This window comes from Amycolatopsis sp. NPDC006131, assembly GCF_040614175.1.
In the GTDB taxonomy this organism is placed as follows: Bacteria; Actinomycetota; Actinomycetes; order Mycobacteriales; family Pseudonocardiaceae; genus Amycolatopsis_E; species Amycolatopsis_E tucumanensis.
Map to the genome: position 1 here is coordinate 33,540 of NZ_JBEXTX010000020.1, position 16,021 is coordinate 49,560.

General features: G+C 69.4%; 27 protein-coding genes. 1 reads left to right on the forward strand and 26 read right to left on the reverse strand.

The genetic code is table 11. The features are described 5' to 3' along the window. Positions 1 to 84: 84 nt before the first annotated feature. From ABZ215_RS13510 to ABZ215_RS13585, 16 genes are all read right to left on the reverse strand, one after another. The gene (locus ABZ215_RS13510) at positions 85 to 522 is read right to left on the reverse strand and encodes a hypothetical protein (protein ID WP_354949693.1); all 438 of its coding nucleotides are present in this window, start codon (positions 520 to 522) and stop codon (positions 85 to 87) included. A gap of 3 nt (positions 523 to 525) precedes the next feature. Continuing rightward, on the reverse strand, positions 526 to 933 hold the full coding sequence (locus ABZ215_RS13515) for a hypothetical protein (RefSeq protein WP_354949694.1): 408 nt from the start codon (positions 931 to 933) through the stop codon (positions 526 to 528). A 10-nt stretch (positions 934 to 943) separates the two neighbouring features. Then, positions 944 to 1,372 (reverse strand): hypothetical protein, encoded by a 429-nt coding sequence (locus tag ABZ215_RS13520; protein ID WP_354949695.1) that lies wholly within the window; start codon positions 1,370 to 1,372, stop codon positions 944 to 946. Continuing rightward, positions 1,372 to 2,142, reverse strand: coding sequence for a hypothetical protein (locus ABZ215_RS13525; RefSeq protein WP_354949696.1), 771 nt, complete (start codon positions 2,140 to 2,142; stop codon positions 1,372 to 1,374). The genes ABZ215_RS13520 and ABZ215_RS13525 overlap by 1 nt, the downstream gene beginning before the upstream one ends. A gap of 1 nt (position 2,143) precedes the next feature. Next, a complete protein-coding gene (locus ABZ215_RS13530; protein WP_354949697.1) occupies positions 2,144 to 2,380 on the reverse strand; it encodes a hypothetical protein in 237 nt (78 codons plus the stop codon). Then, entirely contained in the window at positions 2,377 to 2,847 is a 471-nt protein-coding gene (locus ABZ215_RS13535; protein WP_354949698.1) for a hypothetical protein, read from the reverse strand. Before ABZ215_RS13535 ends, ABZ215_RS13530 begins: the two co-directional genes overlap by 4 nt. Continuing rightward, entirely contained in the window at positions 2,847 to 3,206 is a 360-nt protein-coding gene (locus ABZ215_RS13540; RefSeq protein ID WP_354949699.1) for a hypothetical protein, read from the reverse strand. The genes ABZ215_RS13535 and ABZ215_RS13540 overlap by 1 nt, the downstream gene beginning before the upstream one ends. Before the next feature lie 16 nt (positions 3,207 to 3,222). Continuing rightward, the gene (locus ABZ215_RS13545; RefSeq protein ID WP_354949700.1) at positions 3,223 to 4,269 is read right to left on the reverse strand and encodes a hypothetical protein; all 1,047 of its coding nucleotides are present in this window, start codon (positions 4,267 to 4,269) and stop codon (positions 3,223 to 3,225) included. Positions 4,270 to 4,365: 96 nt separating this feature from the next. Further along, on the reverse strand, positions 4,366 to 4,542 hold the full coding sequence (locus ABZ215_RS13550) for a hypothetical protein (protein WP_354949701.1): 177 nt from the start codon (positions 4,540 to 4,542) through the stop codon (positions 4,366 to 4,368). After that, positions 4,539 to 4,994, reverse strand: a complete 456-nt coding sequence (locus ABZ215_RS13555) for a hypothetical protein (protein ID WP_354949702.1) — start codon at positions 4,992 to 4,994, stop codon at positions 4,539 to 4,541. Before ABZ215_RS13555 ends, ABZ215_RS13550 begins: the two co-directional genes overlap by 4 nt. Before the next feature lie 17 nt (positions 4,995 to 5,011). Then, entirely contained in the window at positions 5,012 to 5,449 is a 438-nt protein-coding gene (locus ABZ215_RS13560; protein ID WP_354949703.1) for a hypothetical protein, read from the reverse strand. 86 nt (positions 5,450 to 5,535) lie between these two features. Then, positions 5,536 to 6,933, reverse strand: a complete 1,398-nt coding sequence (locus ABZ215_RS13565; RefSeq protein WP_354949704.1) for a phage major capsid protein — start codon at positions 6,931 to 6,933, stop codon at positions 5,536 to 5,538. Beyond that, a complete protein-coding gene (locus ABZ215_RS13570) occupies positions 6,930 to 7,952 on the reverse strand; it encodes a head maturation protease, ClpP-related (protein WP_354949705.1) in 1,023 nt (340 codons plus the stop codon). Before ABZ215_RS13570 ends, ABZ215_RS13565 begins: the two co-directional genes overlap by 4 nt. Continuing rightward, a complete protein-coding gene (locus ABZ215_RS13575) occupies positions 7,952 to 9,502 on the reverse strand; it encodes an ADP-ribosyltransferase (protein ID WP_354949706.1) in 1,551 nt (516 codons plus the stop codon). Before ABZ215_RS13575 ends, ABZ215_RS13570 begins: the two co-directional genes overlap by 1 nt. Further along, on the reverse strand, positions 9,499 to 10,755 hold the full coding sequence (locus ABZ215_RS13580; protein ID WP_354949707.1) for a phage portal protein: 1,257 nt from the start codon (positions 10,753 to 10,755) through the stop codon (positions 9,499 to 9,501). Before ABZ215_RS13580 ends, ABZ215_RS13575 begins: the two co-directional genes overlap by 4 nt. A 77-nt stretch (positions 10,756 to 10,832) precedes the next feature. Beyond that, on the reverse strand, positions 10,833 to 11,042 hold the full coding sequence (locus tag ABZ215_RS13585) for a hypothetical protein (RefSeq protein WP_354949708.1): 210 nt from the start codon (positions 11,040 to 11,042) through the stop codon (positions 10,833 to 10,835). A gap of 119 nt (positions 11,043 to 11,161) precedes the next feature. On the opposite strand from ABZ215_RS13585, the gene ABZ215_RS13590 reads away from it, so the two are divergent. After that, positions 11,162 to 11,698 (forward strand): hypothetical protein, encoded by a 537-nt coding sequence (locus tag ABZ215_RS13590; protein ID WP_354949709.1) that lies wholly within the window; start codon positions 11,162 to 11,164, stop codon positions 11,696 to 11,698. 7 nt (positions 11,699 to 11,705) lie between these two features. On the opposite strand, the gene ABZ215_RS13595 is transcribed toward ABZ215_RS13590, so the two are convergent. Genes ABZ215_RS13595 through ABZ215_RS13640 form a run of 10 tightly spaced genes read right to left on the reverse strand, consistent with a single transcriptional unit; the run spans position 11,706 to position 15,987 of the window. Then, positions 11,706 to 13,040, reverse strand: a complete 1,335-nt coding sequence (locus tag ABZ215_RS13595) for a phage terminase large subunit (RefSeq protein WP_354949710.1) — start codon at positions 13,038 to 13,040, stop codon at positions 11,706 to 11,708. Further along, complete coding sequence (locus ABZ215_RS13600; RefSeq protein WP_354949711.1) at positions 13,037 to 13,627, reverse strand: hypothetical protein; 591 nt, start codon at positions 13,625 to 13,627, stop codon at positions 13,037 to 13,039. Before ABZ215_RS13600 ends, ABZ215_RS13595 begins: the two co-directional genes overlap by 4 nt. A gap of 45 nt (positions 13,628 to 13,672) precedes the next feature. Further along, complete coding sequence (locus tag ABZ215_RS13605) at positions 13,673 to 13,846, reverse strand: hypothetical protein (RefSeq protein WP_354949712.1); 174 nt, start codon at positions 13,844 to 13,846, stop codon at positions 13,673 to 13,675. Further along, a complete protein-coding gene (locus ABZ215_RS13610; RefSeq protein WP_354949713.1) occupies positions 13,843 to 14,025 on the reverse strand; it encodes a hypothetical protein in 183 nt (60 codons plus the stop codon). Before ABZ215_RS13610 ends, ABZ215_RS13605 begins: the two co-directional genes overlap by 4 nt. After that, positions 14,025 to 14,246: a hypothetical protein gene (locus ABZ215_RS13615; protein ID WP_354949714.1), complete on the reverse strand. Its 222-nt coding sequence runs from the start codon at positions 14,244 to 14,246 to the stop codon at positions 14,025 to 14,027. The genes ABZ215_RS13610 and ABZ215_RS13615 overlap by 1 nt, the downstream gene beginning before the upstream one ends. After that, positions 14,243 to 14,437 carry a hypothetical protein gene (locus tag ABZ215_RS13620; protein ID WP_354949715.1) on the reverse strand — a complete coding sequence of 65 codons (195 nt, stop codon included), beginning with the start codon at positions 14,435 to 14,437 and terminating at the stop codon, positions 14,243 to 14,245. Before ABZ215_RS13620 ends, ABZ215_RS13615 begins: the two co-directional genes overlap by 4 nt. Continuing rightward, positions 14,434 to 14,850 carry a DUF6221 family protein gene (locus tag ABZ215_RS13625; RefSeq protein WP_354949716.1) on the reverse strand — a complete coding sequence of 139 codons (417 nt, stop codon included), beginning with the start codon at positions 14,848 to 14,850 and terminating at the stop codon, positions 14,434 to 14,436. The genes ABZ215_RS13620 and ABZ215_RS13625 overlap by 4 nt, the downstream gene beginning before the upstream one ends. Continuing rightward, positions 14,843 to 15,049 (reverse strand): hypothetical protein, encoded by a 207-nt coding sequence (locus tag ABZ215_RS13630; protein ID WP_354949717.1) that lies wholly within the window; start codon positions 15,047 to 15,049, stop codon positions 14,843 to 14,845. The genes ABZ215_RS13625 and ABZ215_RS13630 overlap by 8 nt, the downstream gene beginning before the upstream one ends. Continuing rightward, positions 15,046 to 15,414 (reverse strand): DUF6221 family protein, encoded by a 369-nt coding sequence (locus tag ABZ215_RS13635; protein WP_354949718.1) that lies wholly within the window; start codon positions 15,412 to 15,414, stop codon positions 15,046 to 15,048. Before ABZ215_RS13635 ends, ABZ215_RS13630 begins: the two co-directional genes overlap by 4 nt. A gap of 15 nt (positions 15,415 to 15,429) precedes the next feature. Then, positions 15,430 to 15,987, reverse strand: coding sequence for a hypothetical protein (locus ABZ215_RS13640; RefSeq protein WP_354949719.1), 558 nt, complete (start codon positions 15,985 to 15,987; stop codon positions 15,430 to 15,432). Positions 15,988 to 16,021: the final 34 nt, after the last annotated feature.

The following is a 16,021-nucleotide window of genomic DNA, read 5'->3' on the forward strand; positions in this document are numbered from 1 at the left end:
ACAGCGGGTCGGCTGGGGCGGCGAGCAGCTCGTGCGGCAGGCACTTGAACCGCTCGCACAGCCCCAGCACCTGCTCGGCGTAGATCAGCTCGCGAGGCTTTCGGACAGGCTCTCCATCGGAATCGACGCCTCCAGGGACGGATCGCCATCGCTGGAGGGCTTCGCTAAAGGGGCGTCGACCTTGTAGTGCCCGGAGTGCCAGCCGCGGACGAGCTTTGTGCAGAACGCCGGCTCGAAACTCCGCATGGTCTCCCGCGTGATCGGGAGCGGCGCGTCGTCAGGGCCGATGTTCCACTCGACGATCAGGTCGACGAACCAGTCGAACACCGCAGCCATGCGCTTCTCGGCTTCGAGCATGGTGATCTCGCCGTCCTTGAGCGCGCGGAAGATGTCCGGCCACTCGTGCTCGAAGTGGAGAATCTCGGCGACCGAGCCCCACCGGGCCTTGACCACGAGGCCGTCCATGCCGGTGTCCTCGTCGAAGTTGAGGACGAGGACGGTCTGCGGTGGTTCGAATCCCATCCGTCAGCTCCAGACCGGGACCGTGCCGTCGGCCAGAGCCGCAGGCACTGCCCAGGTCAGCTCGCCGGAGTCGGAGCGGGTGAGCGGGTAGTCGGTGAGCAGCACCTCGTTCACGAGGGTTTGCCCGGACACGCCGATGGACATCGTGCGCGGCACGCTGGTCGACGGGATCGTCTTGAACACCGAGTGCGAGGCGTTCGCGGCGTCGTTGAACACCCCGTTCAGCGTCGCCGAGAAGTCGGCGAGCAGCAGCAGCCGCTCGTTCGCGGACTTGTCGATGCCCGTGACGTCCTGGGTCGCGCGCGGGGTCGCGAACTCCAGGTTGGTGATGTCGTTGCGGATGTCGCGCGGCGTGCCGGCGGCGTCGTCCACGCTGAGGGTGCTCCAGCCGAGACCCGATTCCTTCGCCATGGCGGCTCTCCTATCCCTTGTTGATCAGCTCGACGACGCGCTGCTGGTGCTCGCCGAAGTCCTCGACCCAGTCGGCCGGCCGGGTGTGGCGCCGGACATGGCCGGTGGGGTTGCCTCGCCAGTCGCCGTCGCGCACGAGGTAGACCTCCGGGCGCGTGCGGTGGTCGGCGAAACAGCGCTGCCCGGACTCGAACGTGAACACGGTCAGCCCGGCGGCGTTGCGCTCCTCGCGAAACGTGCGGCGCGACTGGTTGCGGATGTAGTCGGCCTGCCGCTTTCCGAGGTCGGTGGCCTCGTCGACGATGGTTCGCCAGCCGTGCCGAAAGTTCGCGCACCCGACCTCCTCGCACGCCGCCTTGACCTGCGTGTCGCGGGGTGAGGCGATGGCGTAGGTCTGGTAGTCCCGCACGGTGCCGACCGGCTGGATCCGGTTGATCATCAGAAGCTCACTTCCACTTCGTTCTTCGCGACCGCCACGGCGAACACGAGCTGGGTGAAGGTCCCCTCGGTGACGACCCGCAGGTACCGCTCGACGGTCTGGTCGCGGGCGGTCTGGATGCGCTGCTCGGTGATCCCGGCGACGGCGGCGAAGGAGCCGTCCACGACGTCGGCCCAGGCGTCGGCCGCGCCGTTGTCGCTGGACTCCTGCAGCTTGATCGTGGCGGTGGTGCCGGTGAACGCGAACACTTGCAGGTAGGCCTGCAGCCCGAAGGCGGTCGGCGCGACGAGGTCGACGGCCGGGCCGTTCGTGGCCGCGGTGTCGGTGCGTTTGCCGGGGGTGAGCTGGGTGCACCACTCCAGGCCGAACCCGTTGGCCTGCGCGGAGACGGCGAGGGTGAACGAGCCGTCGTCGCCCCGGCTGCCGTCGTAGTTGATCTGCTTCGACACCAGGCAGGCGGCTTGGCTGGCGAGCTGGGTGCCGCGGCAGTACATGACGTGCCGGTCCGCGGTCGGCAGCGTGGAGAGCACGGCGTGCGCGCGGTCCCGGGTGACGCCGGGGTTGTCGGTGGCGCGCTCCGGGTTCCAGAACGCGGTGAACTCGATCGCCCCGTCGCGCAGCCCGCCGATGCGCTCGTTCGCGAGCTTGTCGATCCCGGTCACGGGCAGCGTGGCGAGGGGGCCGGCGATGTTGCCGACCTGCCCGACGTCGCCGGAGATGTCGTAGCCGGAGACGTACAGGTTGTCCCCCAGCCCGGACTGCTTGCCCACGTCACGCCTCCTTCGGAGCGATGACGAGCTGCCGGACGAAGCAGTCCTTCGCTTCCAGCAGTTTGCGGAGCCCGGCCGCCAGCTCGGGCCCGTCGGGCAACTGCGCGAGCATGGTCTCGGCCAGCTGTGCGCACGGGCCGGAGATGGCCTGCAGGTGAGCCGGGAGGTGCCCGTGGTCGAAGAGGGGCTGGAAGTGCGCCACGCTCGGGTGGCGGGGGGCCCAGGGGTTCTCGGTCATGCGTTCTGCTCCCAAACGTCGTTGACGATCAGCGGGACCGTGATCGTCATGACTCGGTAGATCGTCTTGTCCTGGGTGAGGTAGCCCGCCACGGCGGACAGCGGGATTCCATGCGCGCCGAGCAGGTCCACGTCGCGCACGAGCCCGTCGAGAGTGAAGTCGCCGGAGTAGGCGAGCATGAGCTCGTTCACCGCGGCGGTCAGGTGCGGGTCGATCGCGTCTGGCGGGTCCGACAGCGCGTTCTGGTAGATTCGCACGTTCACCACGAACCGGGCCGACGTCGAGTTGAGCCCAGAGCCGCCGCGGATGGGCTCGATCCGGTCCACCCAGATCGCCGAGGTCAGCCCGTGCCCAGGCGCGTTCTTCGGCTCGTGCTTGTTGACCCGGTCGAACCACCCGGTCCGCAAGGCATGGTCTGCCAGCGCCTCGATCAGCGCGACGAAATCCGACTCGACGAGCGCCGGCATCAGTTCATCCTCCCCACGAACCGGGCGAGCACCTCACGGGCGAGCTGCGGCGCCTTCTGCCGGGTGGCGTGCGCCGCGCGGCGGAACGAGAAGTAGCCCTTGAACCGGGTGGTCTTGTTCCGGGAGCCGACGCCCTCCAGCCAGGGCCCGTAGATCACGCCGCGGTCGTTGACCACGTGCGCGTCGCCCTCTGCCACGACCTGCACCTGGGTCTCGTAGTACGGCGTGGGGTTCCGGATCGACGCGTTGAGGTTGGTGTGCACCTCGGCCGACGCCTGGCCGGCGACGCGCTCCTCGACAGCGTCGAGGTAGTCCCGCACCGCCAGGTCCGCGCGGCCATCGAACAGGGGCCCTGACACGCGCACCTCCGCCATGTCAGATCACCCGCTTCCGGACCTTGCGACCGTGCGCCGTGTACACCTGCTCGCGCAGCTCCGGCAGACCGCCGCCGTAGGACTCGCGGGCGTTGTCGCCGGAGCCGGTGCGGGTGGCGTACCCGGCGCCCTCCCGCAGCACGGCGACGAGCGCCTCGGCGATGCACAGCTCCCGCACCAGCGCGGGCGGGTCGTGCCGGAACACCGCGGCCCCGCTGGCGTGGCTGGCCGCGGTCGTGCCCACGGCGGCGCGCTCCAGGGTCAGGGTGCGCGGCGCGTAGATCACGGCGTCGGTGGTGTGCGCGGCCAGGGCCGAGCCGTCCCAGGCGCGCTTCACGATCAGCGTGTTACCGGCGACGTCGAGGATCCGCATCCGCTCGGCGTCGACGAGGACCGTCTCCCCCTCGGCGAACCCAGCGCCGTTGGCGACCGGGATTGCGGCTGTCGAGGCGCGGGCGTCGACGTCGGCCTGGAGGGTCTGGCCGGTGTCGGTCATGGTCTTCGCGGCGACGATCAGCCGTTCGGAGTCAATGCGCAGCAGTGAGCCGACACCGACGGCGGCCGAGTCGGTGATGGTGACCGTGGTCGCGGTGGGGTCCAATGCGTCCGCGAGCGCCCCAGCCGGGCTCTCGTCGGCCCGGTACCCGAACACGCCGGTGATCTCGATGTCCCGCTGGGCGGTCGGTCCCCCGCCGAACGACGCGGCCCCGCCGAGGTCGAGCTCGAGGTGGGTGAAGGGGGGCCCGTAGTTCGCCGGCTCCAGGAAGTACTGGTCCGCACCGATCGCCGCTCCCCCGCTGTGCAGCGCGGTGACGGAGATGAGGTCGTTGTCGTCGAGCCACAGCCGGTACGCGGTGCCCATCTGCGGGTCGGGCCACGGGAACGAGCGGGTGCCGGTCCAGGGGTAGAACCGGCGGTGGCACAGTGCATCGATGCCGCGGGACGCCGATGCGACGGCGCGGTCGACCTGCGCGTTGTTCCGCGCGGTCTCCTTGCTGTCCAGGGCGGACTTCACGTCCTCCCTCGTGGCGTACCACGGTTCGGTCATGCTGGTGCTCACCTCGTTCCTGTGCCCTTGCTTTCTTGGCCGAGCACCCCGTGGAGTGCTGGGTTCGAGTCGGTATTCAGTTGTCCGGTCCGGCGGTCAGGCGTTGGGCCGCCAGCCGTCGAACGGGCAGTGCAGGCGGCCGTCGGGCCCGGTCTGGAGCGGTTCACCGTCATTCGGGCAGGCGACAGGCGGCTGGGCCTTCTCCGCCGCGCGCTCGGCCGCAGCTTCCTGCGCGATCGCGAGAAGCCCGTACCAGCCGCCTGCCTCGGTCATGCCTGCTCGCCGACGATTCCGCGGCGGTTCTTGCCGGCCTTCTCCGCGTCGAGGACGCGGGCGCGCTCGACGTCGTCGGCGTCGTCGAGGTACGCCATCACCTCGGTCACGGTGTGGTCGCCGGGGTCGAACGGCTCGGCCCCGGCGGCCTCGTCGCCCGTCGCCTCCTGCTCGGCGGCCTCGTCGCCCGTCGCCTCCTGCTCGACGGGCTCGGTGACGCGCTCGGTGGTGGCATCGAACTCGGGCAGCGGCTCACGCTCGCCGTGCCGCCCGTCGATGACCTCGCCGTGGATTTCGACCGTGGTCTCGGTGTTCGCGTTGGACGCTCCACCGTGGACGGTGATCTTGGGCATGTCCTGGCCTTCTTCCAGGTAGTTGGTGCTTGCGCAGTGCGGGCAGGCCAGGAGGCCCACCGCGTAGGCGGTGGTGCACTCCTGGCAGATCCACAGCATTGGTCCGGCCGTCGCGCTCAGACGCCCATCGCCGGCAGGTTCGCCGGGGTGCGCTGGGCCGCCAGGTCCCGGGTCACCGCGTTCACGGTGCCCGCGCCGGTCGAGCTGAGCCGGACGAACCGGTAGCCGTCCGACAGGGACGTGGCTTCGACCTCGCACACCATCGCGTTCTGGGTCGCCGCCGCTGCGGTGACGACGGTGGCGCCCGCCGCCTGTGTACGGCGCGTCCACGCGTCGGACCCGTCGCCGGTGGCGGTGTGGTACTCGGTGAGCACCGGCAGGTTCTGCGCGCCGGTGCCCGCCGCGTCCCTTGCCTCCTGCAGCGTGTAGGTGTCGCCCACGGCGCCGGCGAGGTAGCACAGGAACGCCACACCGCCCGCTGCCTTGAGGTTGATCCACTTGCCGTCGGCGGCCGGTGCCGTGTTGAACAGCCGGCCGAGAGCCTTCTGTGCCATGGGTTTGTGCCTTCCTGGTGGGGGTTGATTGCCACTTCGGAGCGAGGGCCGGGCGGGGTGTTAATGCCGCCCGGCCCCGGCAACGATCAGGCGCGGGCGGCCAGCTCGACGAACGGGGACAGCGCGGGGCCGCCGTTCTTCGGGGTGATGGCCGACTGGATCCACGGGCGGCCGTCGACGCGCTGGATGATGCGGTAGGCGGTCTGGTCGTTGCCGAACTTCCAGTCGGTCGACGAGGAGGCGGTCATGGTCTGCCGGTCACCGACGAGGTAGTAGGTGAGGTCGACGAACGCGATGTCGCCCTGGTCGCCGAGCACGCTGGCCTGCTCGGTGACGATGATCGGGCGCCCGAAGATCGTCATCGGGGCGGCGCCAGCGGCGTTCGCGACGAACACCGAGTTGCCGCCGGTGCCGACCGACAGGCTCATCGTCAGCAGCTCGGGAAGGGCGTCCGGGGTGACCACCCACGCCGCGCGCTGCAGCGACGACGGCAGCATCCGGGCGTACATCTTGACGATGTTCTCGTAGACGATCGTGTCCGCGGCCTGCCCGGATTCGGCGCCGACGGCGACCGTGGCGGGGTTGCCGAGGTAGCCCAGGGGCTGGCCGACGCCGTTGCCCTTGGAGAAGGCGGCGTCCTCCTCGAACGACAGCGTCATCGGCCAGAGCCGCTCGATCAGCGCCGAGAACGAGATGATCGAGTCCTGCAGCAGCTCGTTCGGCACCACCGACAGGCCGGTCAGCTTCTTCGCGTCCAGGACGACGCGTCCGAACTTCGGGTTCGCGTCGACCAGCGCGGCCGACTCCTCACCCCAGTAGGCGATCATGCCGCCGAACACGCTGCTCTGGTTGCTGGAGACGTCGATCGTGGGGAACGGCACCCGCGCCGAGTCCATCGGCACCACCGTTGCCCGCGGCCGCACCGTCGCGGTCTCCAGCGACACCTGCAGCAGCTGGCTGCGCAGCGTCTCCGGCACCAAGAAGCCACCGTCCGCCGGCGACACCGACGAGGCGGCGTTGCGGATCTCCGTGCGCCGCGCGGACGCCTCTGGGGACTCGTTGAGGTGCCAGATCGCCTCGAGGTAGTCGACGGCGTTGTTGAACTTGTCGTCCAGGACCACGCCCGGTGCGTTCGGGTTGTGGTTGGCGCCCTGCCCGTAGGAGGTGAGCATGCCGCCCTTGCGGTTGCGGGTGGCGGCCTGCGGGTCGAGGTTGAGCCGGTTGATCCGCTCGACGTTGTCGCCGTCGAGGTCCTTCTCGCGGAGGTAGTCGGCCAGCTGCTTCTGCGTCTCGGCCTTGATCGCCTCGTGCAGGTCGGTGCCGGGGGCCTGCTGCTGGTCGGCGTAGGCCTGGATGAACCCGGCGAACGCCTCCTTGTTCTCGATGATCGGCTTGAGCTTGCCGGGGTCGCCGATCATTTCGGCGAGCTCGGCGGCGTTCTTCGGGATCGGGACGTTCTTCGGCGGAACGAGCTGGGTCGTCATGCCAGGCCTTTCTCTTGGAGGGACATCAGCAGCTCGTCCGTTGTGGACGGCTCCGGTTCGAGGAGGGCGGCGACGGCGTCGGCCCACGGGTTCGGTGGTGCTGGTTCCGGCTCGACGGCGGACGTCGGGGCGGTCTCGGGCTGTTCGCCGGCGGCCGAGGCGGCGGCGGCCGAGGCGGCGGCGGGTTCGCGGTCAGTGCTGGCGGGCTGGTCCGCGCCCTCGGAGGGCTCGCCGCCAGCGTCCGCGGCCGTGCTGGGCTGGTCGGCAGGGTTGGCTTCGCCAGGGTCGACGGGTGTCGGTGCCTCGCCCTGTTGCGCTTCCGGGCGGCCTGCGTAGCGGAACTGGAACAGCGAAGGGTCCCAGCGGGACGCGGCCAGCTGGCCCTCGTCGGGCTCGTTGTCGCCGCCGCGCTTCGGGGTCACGATCTCGTCGGCGAGGCCTGCGTCGACTGCTTCCTGCGGGTTGTACCACTGCTCGCCGCGCATCGTTTCGCGCCACGTGGCGACGTCCCCGCCAGCGCGCTCGGCGTAGATCGCGGCAAGGGTCTCGGCCAGCGAGTCGAGCACGCCGGCCATGCCGCGCATGTCGTCCGCGGCGCCGACGCACACACCCCACGGGTCGTGGATCATCATCTGGCTCGCCAGGCACATGCGGATCTCGTCGCCGGCCATCGCGATGAAGCTGGCGGCCGACGCGGCGAGGCCTTCGACAGTGACGGTGACGGTGCCGTCGAGCTGGGCGAGCATGTTGTAGATCGCGAAGCCCTCGAACACGTCGCCGCCGGGGCTGTTGATCCGGACGTGCAGGTCGCCGCGGTGTCCGTTGAGCTGCGCCGCGACGTCGGCGGCGCACACGCCCCACCAGGAGATCTCGTCGTAGATCCACAGCTCGGGCGTGCTGTCCTGCGGTGTGAGGAGCCGGATCCCTCGCTGCTGAGCGGCGGCGTTGCGAGGGCGGCGCTGTTCGCGGGCCTTGATCACGTCCTGCACGCGGCCGATCAGCCGCGGGTCGATGTCCATCAGCTCCCGCCTTCCGTGGTCTTGGGCCGCCACACGCCGACGACGGTGCCGCGGCAGCGCCAGGTGCCCTTGCAGTCGATGTAGCCGCCGAAGGGGTAGAGCTTGAGCAGCGGCGCGAGGTTGTCGGTGTTGGCGACCCAGCGGCCGTGGATCTCGCGGCACGGGTCGCAGGTGTTCTTGTCCATCTGCTCGGAGGCGTAGAGCGCGCCGACCGGTCCGGACTTGAAGGTGGTCTGCCGGGCCTGGTTCTGGGCGTGGGTGAGCGCCCCGCCCAAGGCCTGCGCCGACGTCGAGTCGGAGAGGCCTTCGAGGTGGGCCCGGACGTGGTCGGTGATCTCGTCGGGGTCGGCGTCGGGCCAGGCGATGCGGGCGGCTTCCCGGCCGGCTGACTGGGCGTAGCGCTGCCCCTCGAAGGTGGCGATGGTCTGGGCCGCGTCCTGCAGCTCGGACTCGGTGGGCCACGCGGCGGTGAGGGTGACGTCGTGTTCGGCGGCCTCGTCGACGGCGTGTCCGGCGGCGGTTTCGGCGAGCTCGCGCATCGCGTCGGCCAGGTGGCTGGCCGCGGTGTCGGTTTCGACGGTGAGGCTGGTGAAGGCGCCCTCGCCGCGCAGCACGGCGCGGATCTGCTCGAGGAGCTGGTCGATCCAGGCGGCGACGACGCTGCCCCTCCACAGCTCCAGCAGCGCGGCCAGCGCGGTTTCCCACGCGGCCTGGACCGGGCCGAGGTCGACGGCGTCGACGGCGTCCTCGTCGCGCTCAGGCCAGTCCTCGGGCGGAGTCGGGAAGTCCTGGCTCTGGATCACGTGCCTGTGGCGTGCGGACGCGGCCGGGGGCTCCGGCTCGGGCTCCGACTGTTTCGGCAGTACGACCAGGGTCATGTCGTAGCCGAACTTGTCGTTCTTCTTGACTTGGGCGACGACCATCTGCAGGCCGTCGGGCAGCACGATCTCCCGCTCCGCCGGGTTGCGGGAGTACGGCGCCGCGAAGACCGCCGGTGTTCCCTTGGGCACCGCGATCTTCATCGTTACGCTGCCCAGCCCGCCGCCGTAGGCGAGGCCAAGTGCGGTCGAAGAGAACCCGGCGTCGGTGACCTTCTTCCCGACGAGGTCTTCCAGCGGCACGCTGCCGAAGGCCTCCATGCCGACGGTGCGGGTGAGGATCAGGTCGTCCTTGGTCGGGCGCATCGCCGCCCGGAGGTTGTCGATGGTGGTCTGCTCGCCCCCGCCGTCCTTGCTGCCGGACCGCAGCGCGCGGTTGATGTCGAGGAACGCGTCGCCGGTGTAGCGGTCGACCGCGTCGGCCTGCGCCTTCGTCAGCTTGGGCTGGCTGTTGAGGTAGTCCTGCGCGGCTTGGTCCGAGTCGAACCTCTTCGGCTTGAAGTTCGCGAGGGTGTTGTTCACGAGGGCGCGTTCGGCTTCGGTGATCGGCTGGGTGCGGGACTTGGTGAAGCGGCCGCGCCGGTCGCGCGGGTGCTTGGCGGGGTCCCAGTTGAGGAGCTGCCCCCAGTCGAGGTCCTCCCAGGAGCGCAGGGCGGCGAGCGTGGTGGTCACGGCTGCACACCACCCGCCGGCTCGCCATCCCCGGGTTCCGGCTCGTCATCGCTGCCGCCGAACAGGCCCCAGTCCAGATCATCCTGCCGGTCCTGGGCCAGTGTGCTGACCGGCTCGGCCGGCTGCCCGACCTCGCCCGGCTGCTCCGGCTTCTCCCACACCAGCGCGTCCGGCAGCTCGAGCGCCTCCTTCACCGACTCGCCGTCGAACCCGGCGTCGATGTACGTCTTCGCCGCAGTGGCCTTCGCGGTCATCGCCGCGTTCTCGGCGGCCTCGTCGTCGGGCACGGGGTTGTCGAAGTCGAACTCGAGGTCGCGCGCGGTGTCGCCGAACAGCGGCAGCAACATGCTGTTCAGCGCGTCGCGCCACCGCTCCAGCCGCGGCTTGATCAGCCAGCGGGCGAACATCACCTCGCCGGCTTCGGCGTTGGCCCGGTTGACGTCCTGGGTGATGCCGAGCATGGCCTTCGGGAACCCGAACGCCTCCATCAGCGCGTCGCGGGTGACGCCGCGCAGGGCGGTGAACTCCATGTCCCGCTGGGTGTACTTGCGGTCGATCCACTTGCCCTGCTCCAGCACGGCGACGCGGTGGGCGCGGGCGACGCCGCGGTGCTGCTCGTTCCACCGCTTCGTCAGCTCGTCGAACTCGGCGTCCGACAGGTGCTTCTCGACCTCGATGATCCCGCCCGGCTCGGCCGAGTTCAGGAAGAAGTTCTTGTTCCACTCGGCCGCATACCGGGCGGAGTGGACGTCGGTGAGGATGGCCTGCACCGGCCCGAGCCCGCGGTAGGGGTCGGACGGGTTCGGCCGACGGGTGAAGATCACCTCGTCCAGCTCGAGCGGCACCTTCTCGCCGTCCGGCGAGGTGTAGATGTACCCGGCCAGGAACTTGCTGGGGTGCGGGACCGGGGTCATGCGGTCGGGGCGCACGGGCCACAGTTCGAGGGGCAGGTTGCGCAGGCGGGGGCTGCGGCCGACGACCCACCAGGTTTCGCCGGTGAGGTCGGCGTGCTGCGACGAGGCTTCGAAGAAGGTGGCGCGGGAGTAGAAGGGGTTCGGCTTCGTCACGATGTCGAGCGCGGCGTGCCGGGTGACCTGGACGCGGTCTTCCTCGTTGCCCGAGGCGGCCTTGCGGTAGAGCTTCCACTCCGTGCCCGCGACGGCCTGGGCGATGCGATCGACGATGCCGAACACGGTGCCGTTGGTCGCCATCGTGTCGAGCTGCCCGATGACGTCGGCGCGGGACCCGAACATCGAGCCGAAGCCCATCGCGCGGCGGGGGGCGAGCGGGACAGGGCTGTCGTTACGCGGCCGGGGCGCGAGCAAGCCCCTCACCGGCGGCTGTCCAGACGAGCAGGCTTCGGCTCGACCATGCGCCACTCAGCGAGGAAACACGCCGCGGCAACTGCCACGAGACCTGCTGGCCCGCCGAACTGCCAGAAGGCAGCGAGCACGAGGCAGACCAGCGCCACCAGCGACAGGACCGCGGGCGCAGCACGGCTCACCAGAGGTTGCAGGAGGGCGATGAGCCGAGCGATCACGTCAGCAGGATAACTGAATATCTATTCACCTAAACAGATGAATAGGTGTACATGCGACCTGCCGACGGTCCAGGCTGGCCCGTTGTAGACCGCGCTACATTTGCTGTAGCATCATCTACATGACGGATTTCGAAGGGCTCTCGGAGCCCACTCTCAAGGCCCTCAGGAAACTCGCCGAGCAGACCGTTCCGAAGATCAACATTCCGAGCTTGCCTCCCACCAAGGCACAGGCCGAACTCGCGGCCCGCATGCGCGACATGGCGGCTCGCCACGAGGTTCCCGCAATGCAGTCCCTATCCACTCAACTCGAGGCCATCGCCAAGAACTCCCCCACTTCAAAGGCGATTCAGACTCTCCTCGCGGGCATGTCGCACAAGGTGCGAGGCTTCGACACGCTCAGCGATGAGCTCCTCAAGAAGCTCGCCGCAGCCGCAGGAGAGAGCGCGCCGTTCGTCGACGTGAACGCGGCTTTCAGCAGCACCGTGCAGAGCCTTGGCGCACAACGGAGGCAGGCACTTCGCGACGTCGAGCGGCACACGGACGCGCTGCGCGCCGCAGTGATTGCGGCGTCCGAGGCCGGCTGGTCCGAAGTCGACCTTGCAGACACGGCCGGCGTTGACCGAATGACCATCAGGCGGTGGCTCGCGAAGCGGTAGGCCCCAGCTACCCGCCGAGGAACCGCACGCGGGGCCGGCCGCCGAGGTCCCGCTCGGCGACCATGTACCGCAGCGCGTCGACGCCGTGGTCGTTCTCCTTGACCGGGGTCTCTTTCGGCGGCTTCCCCTCGGACACGTCCCACACGTACCCCGGGACCTCATCCACTGTGGACAGCGGCTTCGCCGCGGCCTCCAGCTCGGGGTCCCGCTCGACGAGCGAGTCGCGCAGCAGGAACAGGCGGGGCTTACCGTCGCCGGCCAGGCGCCACCGGGCCTGCACGGCTTGGATCCCATCCGAGACGGTCTTCTTCGCTGCCACCGTCCCGAGCCCGAGGTGGCGCTCCAGTGTGGCGCGGTCCTCGGCGTCATGGTCGCAGATCACCGCGCGCGGCCGGGGCTCCCGCCACTCCCCCTCGGGCGCGACGATGCGCAGGATGTCCTTGGCGTGGTCCTCGACCAGGCGGCGGGTGCGGTAGATCTCCCGGTAGAGGTAGAGGCGGCCGTCGTGGTCCTCGGCCCAGCACTGCAGAACGAACGGGTTGGTAAACCCGAAGTCCACACTCCACCAGCGGGTCCAGTCGTCGGGGATGTCGAACCGATCGATGTGGTGGATCGCCGGGGTCCAGTCCTCGTAGATCTGGCCCTCGGCGGCGACCCACAGCCCGTCGCGCAGGCGGAGTCGCCGGACGCCGGTAAGTGCGTCGAGCTTGGAGATGTAGGCCTCGCCGACCTCGGTGCGGGTGCCATCCTCCCGGACCAGCACGGGGTTGTCCTCGTGCCGGGACTCGATCATGGTGGTGACGCCCTTGTCGCACCGCTTCTTGAGCCAGTGGGTGGCGGTGTCGGGGTTGGTGTCGGCGATGATCTGCTGGAAGGACACCTTGCCGTTGCGGAGGCGGGTGGTGATGGCTTCCCAGTCGGTCTCGGTGAGCTCGATCGCTTCCTGGACGTAGACGATGTCGTATTCCGAGGACATGATCTTGGTCGGCTTGTCCATCCCGCCGACGTTGATCACGCTGCCGTTGGTGTACCGGTAGCAGGCGGCCTCCTGCTGGGAGCCTCCGAACCAGCGGACGTGGCCGGCTGCAATGGACTCGGCGGCGACGTGCTCGCGGAAGGTGACCAGGGCGGTGTTGGTCATCGACACCTGGGTCTTGCGGACGATCAGACCGCGCATGCCCGGGTTGAGCAGGCACATCAGGTGCAGCTTCTCCAGGCACGCGCGGGACTTGCCGGTGCCTGCCGGGCCCGAGAGCAGCACCTCCGAGTCGCGGCAGGCGAGGAGCCGCTTCGCCGCCCCGCGCGGCCGGTAGCGGTGCTCGACGACAGCGGCCGCGGTCACTTCTCGATGATCCTCTGCGGCTCACGGTTCTCGGTGGTCCGCGACCACCGCAACCCCTCCGCATCGACGAACGTCACCTCGGCGAAGACCTCTCCAGGATCAACACTTCTCGAGGTCTCGTCGTCAAGGGGCTCAACGAGGGATCCGTAGTCGCCCATCTCGCCTGGCCCAAGCACTCTGCCCAACCGGTACGGCAGAGCGGATGAAGAGATGCCCGCATTGTCGAAGCGAAGGTCCCACTCCGTCTGCTTGCCCTCCACGGTCGCGACGAGGCGCGTCAGCGTGATCTCGGTGACTGGCAGGGTGCCGTGGTTTTCGACGATCAACGCCGTCCACCCGACATGAAAAGGCAGTGCCGGGTGAGAGGACCCGGCCCGATTGAGCTTCCGGACGTCGACGGTAACCGTCCGCGCTTGCGCCCGCTCTCGATCGGCTCGCTCGCTCGTTCGCGCACGGGCGTCGCGGATTGCGATCGCGAGCGCGACGATGACGGCGGCGGCGCTGGCGATCGCGCCTGCCCATTGCCCCCAGGCGCCGAAGGTGTCGGCGTCCATGCCCCAGGGGATCCATCCGGCACTCAGCTGCATTCGGTCTCCCTCGTCTCCCAGGCCCTGATCATCTCAGGAGGCGCGTCATCCGAAGATCACCACGCGGGGCTGCCCCGTCCCGATGGCGTCGGCAAACTGGCGGGCGAACTCGGCCATCTCGGCCGGGGTCAGTTCGTGCTGCAGCTCCAGGACGCCGACGGGACGCGGCGCCGGCTGTCGGAGCCCCAGGCGGCGGGCGGTGCCGGGCTTCACCTTCACGGTTGGAACCTCCTGTCAATGTCATCGATCAGTTGGACGCGTGCGCCAGGGAACCTGGCCTCGTAGTCGGCCCGGAGCGCGCGGCAATCCTCGTTCGTCGCGTCGAAGGGCACGAAGACGAACACGCGGGTGTGCCGGAGCACGAGCTGCCGCAGTTGGTCACGGAGGCGGCCGAGCATCAGCGGCTCCCCGCAGGCGGCGCCGAAGCGCGGCAGTTGGCGCAGTTGACCAGGCGCCAGTCGTCGGCCACGAGCACCGCGTCCCGGGTCGCGCACCGCACGGCCGCGCCCTCGGCCTTGTGGACGGCCGGGGGCGTGACGTCGGGAGCCAAGCGGATTGGCTGCTGGGTCATCAGCGCTTCGTACCGCTTCTCGTCGAACGGCTCGGGCTGCGTCATCATGCGGCTCCTACGAACTGGTAGCGCCACCGGCGGGTGGTGGCGGAGCGGGTGGTGCGGATGTAGAACTCCAGCCGGCCGCCGTCGAGCGGCACGACGAGGTCGGACACCGGAAGCCCGTCGCCGCCGGGCGGGGCGATGCTCACGGCGCCGTCATTCGGGCCGCCGAACAGCTCAACCACTTCGGCGGTCACGGCCGCCACACCTCGCAGTAGTCCGGGTGCGCCGCGTGCGGCAGGGCCAGGATCTTGATCGCGTGCCGAAGGGCTTGTTGCATGCTCGCGAGGTCTTCGCCAGGGTGATTGGCGCGCACCTTCTGTTCGAAGACCACCTTCTCGTAGGCCTCGATGACGCGCCGCTTGGCCGCCACATCCTCCAGCGCGCGCGCCGGATCATGGAGGGCGATGTACTGGCGCATCTCCCAGCTCATGAAGCCGCTGTACGGCCCGACCACGACAGGGTTGCCATGTTCCGCCGTGGTGACGTAGTCGCTCAGGTTGAGGTCTCCCGCAGACCAGTTCGGCTCGGTCGTCTCGCGCGACACGGCTTCCGCCAGTCGCTGCTCGTCGTCGAGCCGGGCCTGGAAGAACGCGATCAGGTCATCCATGAGACACCTCTGTCCAGTCCTCGATCACGATCACGCGCCGCCGGTACACCTTGCCGCCGTCGCGCTGCTGGTGCTCGATCCACGTCTTGAGCGGGTAGATGCGCTCGGTGTCAGGTCCGGGGTTGCGGACGTGCATCCCGCCGCCGGACATCATGATCGCGTGTTCGGTGACGACGCTGCCTTTGGACTCGTCGGTCATGGGCGCCACTCCTCGCGGTAGTCGTAGTGGCTGGCGTAGGGCAGGGCTTCGAGGCGAAGGATCTCGACCGCCAGGGTGACGGCGAGCGCGTCGGGGTCGTCCTTGAGCGCGCCGAACTGGCCGTAATTGGACAGGTCGCGCCGACCGAGGACCTCGGCGCACCAGTCGATTCTCCGCCGCGTCGCTTCCACGTGGGCCCGTGCCCGGTCGGGTTCGCCGCAGTCGCAGTCCTGCGGGTCGTACTCGTAGCCCCAGGAGAACTCGGAATGCGCTGAGCAGCCTTCCCCGTCGTGGAGGTGCTCCGCACGAGCTTCCAGCGCGGCAAGGCGGGCGCGGAGGAACGCGATCAGCGCTGGGATGTCCACTCGGTAACCGCCTTCCTACGCCAGCTGCTGCTCGAACCAGGCGCGCAGCGCATCCAGGGTCGGCCCGACATCACGACTGGCCAGATGGTTGACATAGGCGACGCGGAGCCGCCCCTGGCCGGGCTGCTCTTGGTCCGCGGGAGGTAAGTGCTGCTCGTGCAGCCATTTCACGCCCCCGAAGTGGTCGAACCCGAAGGGGAACTTCATCGGCAGCACGAATGCCCCGAGCGGTCGCATCAGCGCGAGCAACTGGTGCACCGAGCGGTTGGTCGCATAGCGAGCACCGTCGACGAGGCCGGACAAATGCTCGCGACCAGCTTCGTAGCCATCGAGCACGGCCTGTGTCGCGCGGCCGTTCTTGGGCATGCCGCGGCAGAAATCGTCAAGACCACGAGCCCACATCAGAGTCTCAACGGCAGGGCCACGCACGACATGTGCGACCTCTTCTCGTCCGTCGAGGTCCTCGAACTTCAGTCCATGAAGCCTCGCGCACACGTCCTGCCAGCGGTCGTGCGCCAGTTGGAGGACTCGCAAGGTTCCTCGCGCGGTCGCACTGTCAAACGAATCGGTCATGAGCCAACATCAGCCTTTCCATCGAGGTCGCGGC

Bases quoted from the DNA above. Each gene is read 5' to 3' on its own strand.
- ABZ215_RS13510 (WP_354949693.1), bottom strand. From the start codon at position 522: ATGGGATTCGAACCACCGCAGACCGTCCTCGTCCTCAACTTCGACGAG.
- ABZ215_RS13515 (WP_354949694.1), bottom strand. From the start codon at position 933: ATGGCGAAGGAATCGGGTCTCGGCTGGAGCACCCTCAGCGTGGACGAC.
- ABZ215_RS13520 (WP_354949695.1), bottom strand. From the start codon at position 1,372: ATGATCAACCGGATCCAGCCGGTCGGCACCGTGCGGGACTACCAGACC.
- ABZ215_RS13530 (WP_354949697.1), bottom strand. From the start codon at position 2,380: ATGACCGAGAACCCCTGGGCCCCCCGCCACCCGAGCGTGGCGCACTTC.
- ABZ215_RS13535 (WP_354949698.1), bottom strand. From the start codon at position 2,847: ATGCCGGCGCTCGTCGAGTCGGATTTCGTCGCGCTGATCGAGGCGCTG.
- ABZ215_RS13545 (WP_354949700.1), bottom strand. From the start codon at position 4,269: ATGACCGAACCGTGGTACGCCACGAGGGAGGACGTGAAGTCCGCCCTG.
- ABZ215_RS13550 (WP_354949701.1), bottom strand. From the start codon at position 4,542: ATGACCGAGGCAGGCGGCTGGTACGGGCTTCTCGCGATCGCGCAGGAA.
- ABZ215_RS13555 (WP_354949702.1), bottom strand. From the start codon at position 4,994: ATGCTGTGGATCTGCCAGGAGTGCACCACCGCCTACGCGGTGGGCCTC.
- ABZ215_RS13560 (WP_354949703.1), bottom strand. From the start codon at position 5,449: ATGGCACAGAAGGCTCTCGGCCGGCTGTTCAACACGGCACCGGCCGCC.
- ABZ215_RS13565 (WP_354949704.1), bottom strand. From the start codon at position 6,933: ATGACGACCCAGCTCGTTCCGCCGAAGAACGTCCCGATCCCGAAGAAC.
- ABZ215_RS13570 (WP_354949705.1), bottom strand. From the start codon at position 7,952: ATGGACATCGACCCGCGGCTGATCGGCCGCGTGCAGGACGTGATCAAG.
- ABZ215_RS13580 (WP_354949707.1), bottom strand. From the start codon at position 10,755: ATGTTCGGGTCCCGCGCCGACGTCATCGGGCAGCTCGACACGATGGCG.
- ABZ215_RS13590 (WP_354949709.1), top strand. From the start codon at position 11,162: ATGACGGATTTCGAAGGGCTCTCGGAGCCCACTCTCAAGGCCCTCAGG.
- ABZ215_RS13600 (WP_354949711.1), bottom strand. From the start codon at position 13,627: ATGCAGCTGAGTGCCGGATGGATCCCCTGGGGCATGGACGCCGACACC.
- ABZ215_RS13610 (WP_354949713.1), bottom strand. From the start codon at position 14,025: ATGCTCGGCCGCCTCCGTGACCAACTGCGGCAGCTCGTGCTCCGGCAC.
- ABZ215_RS13615 (WP_354949714.1), bottom strand. From the start codon at position 14,246: ATGATGACGCAGCCCGAGCCGTTCGACGAGAAGCGGTACGAAGCGCTG.
- ABZ215_RS13625 (WP_354949716.1), bottom strand. From the start codon at position 14,850: ATGGATGACCTGATCGCGTTCTTCCAGGCCCGGCTCGACGACGAGCAG.
- ABZ215_RS13630 (WP_354949717.1), bottom strand. From the start codon at position 15,049: ATGACCGACGAGTCCAAAGGCAGCGTCGTCACCGAACACGCGATCATG.
- ABZ215_RS13640 (WP_354949719.1), bottom strand. From the start codon at position 15,987: ATGACCGATTCGTTTGACAGTGCGACCGCGCGAGGAACCTTGCGAGTC.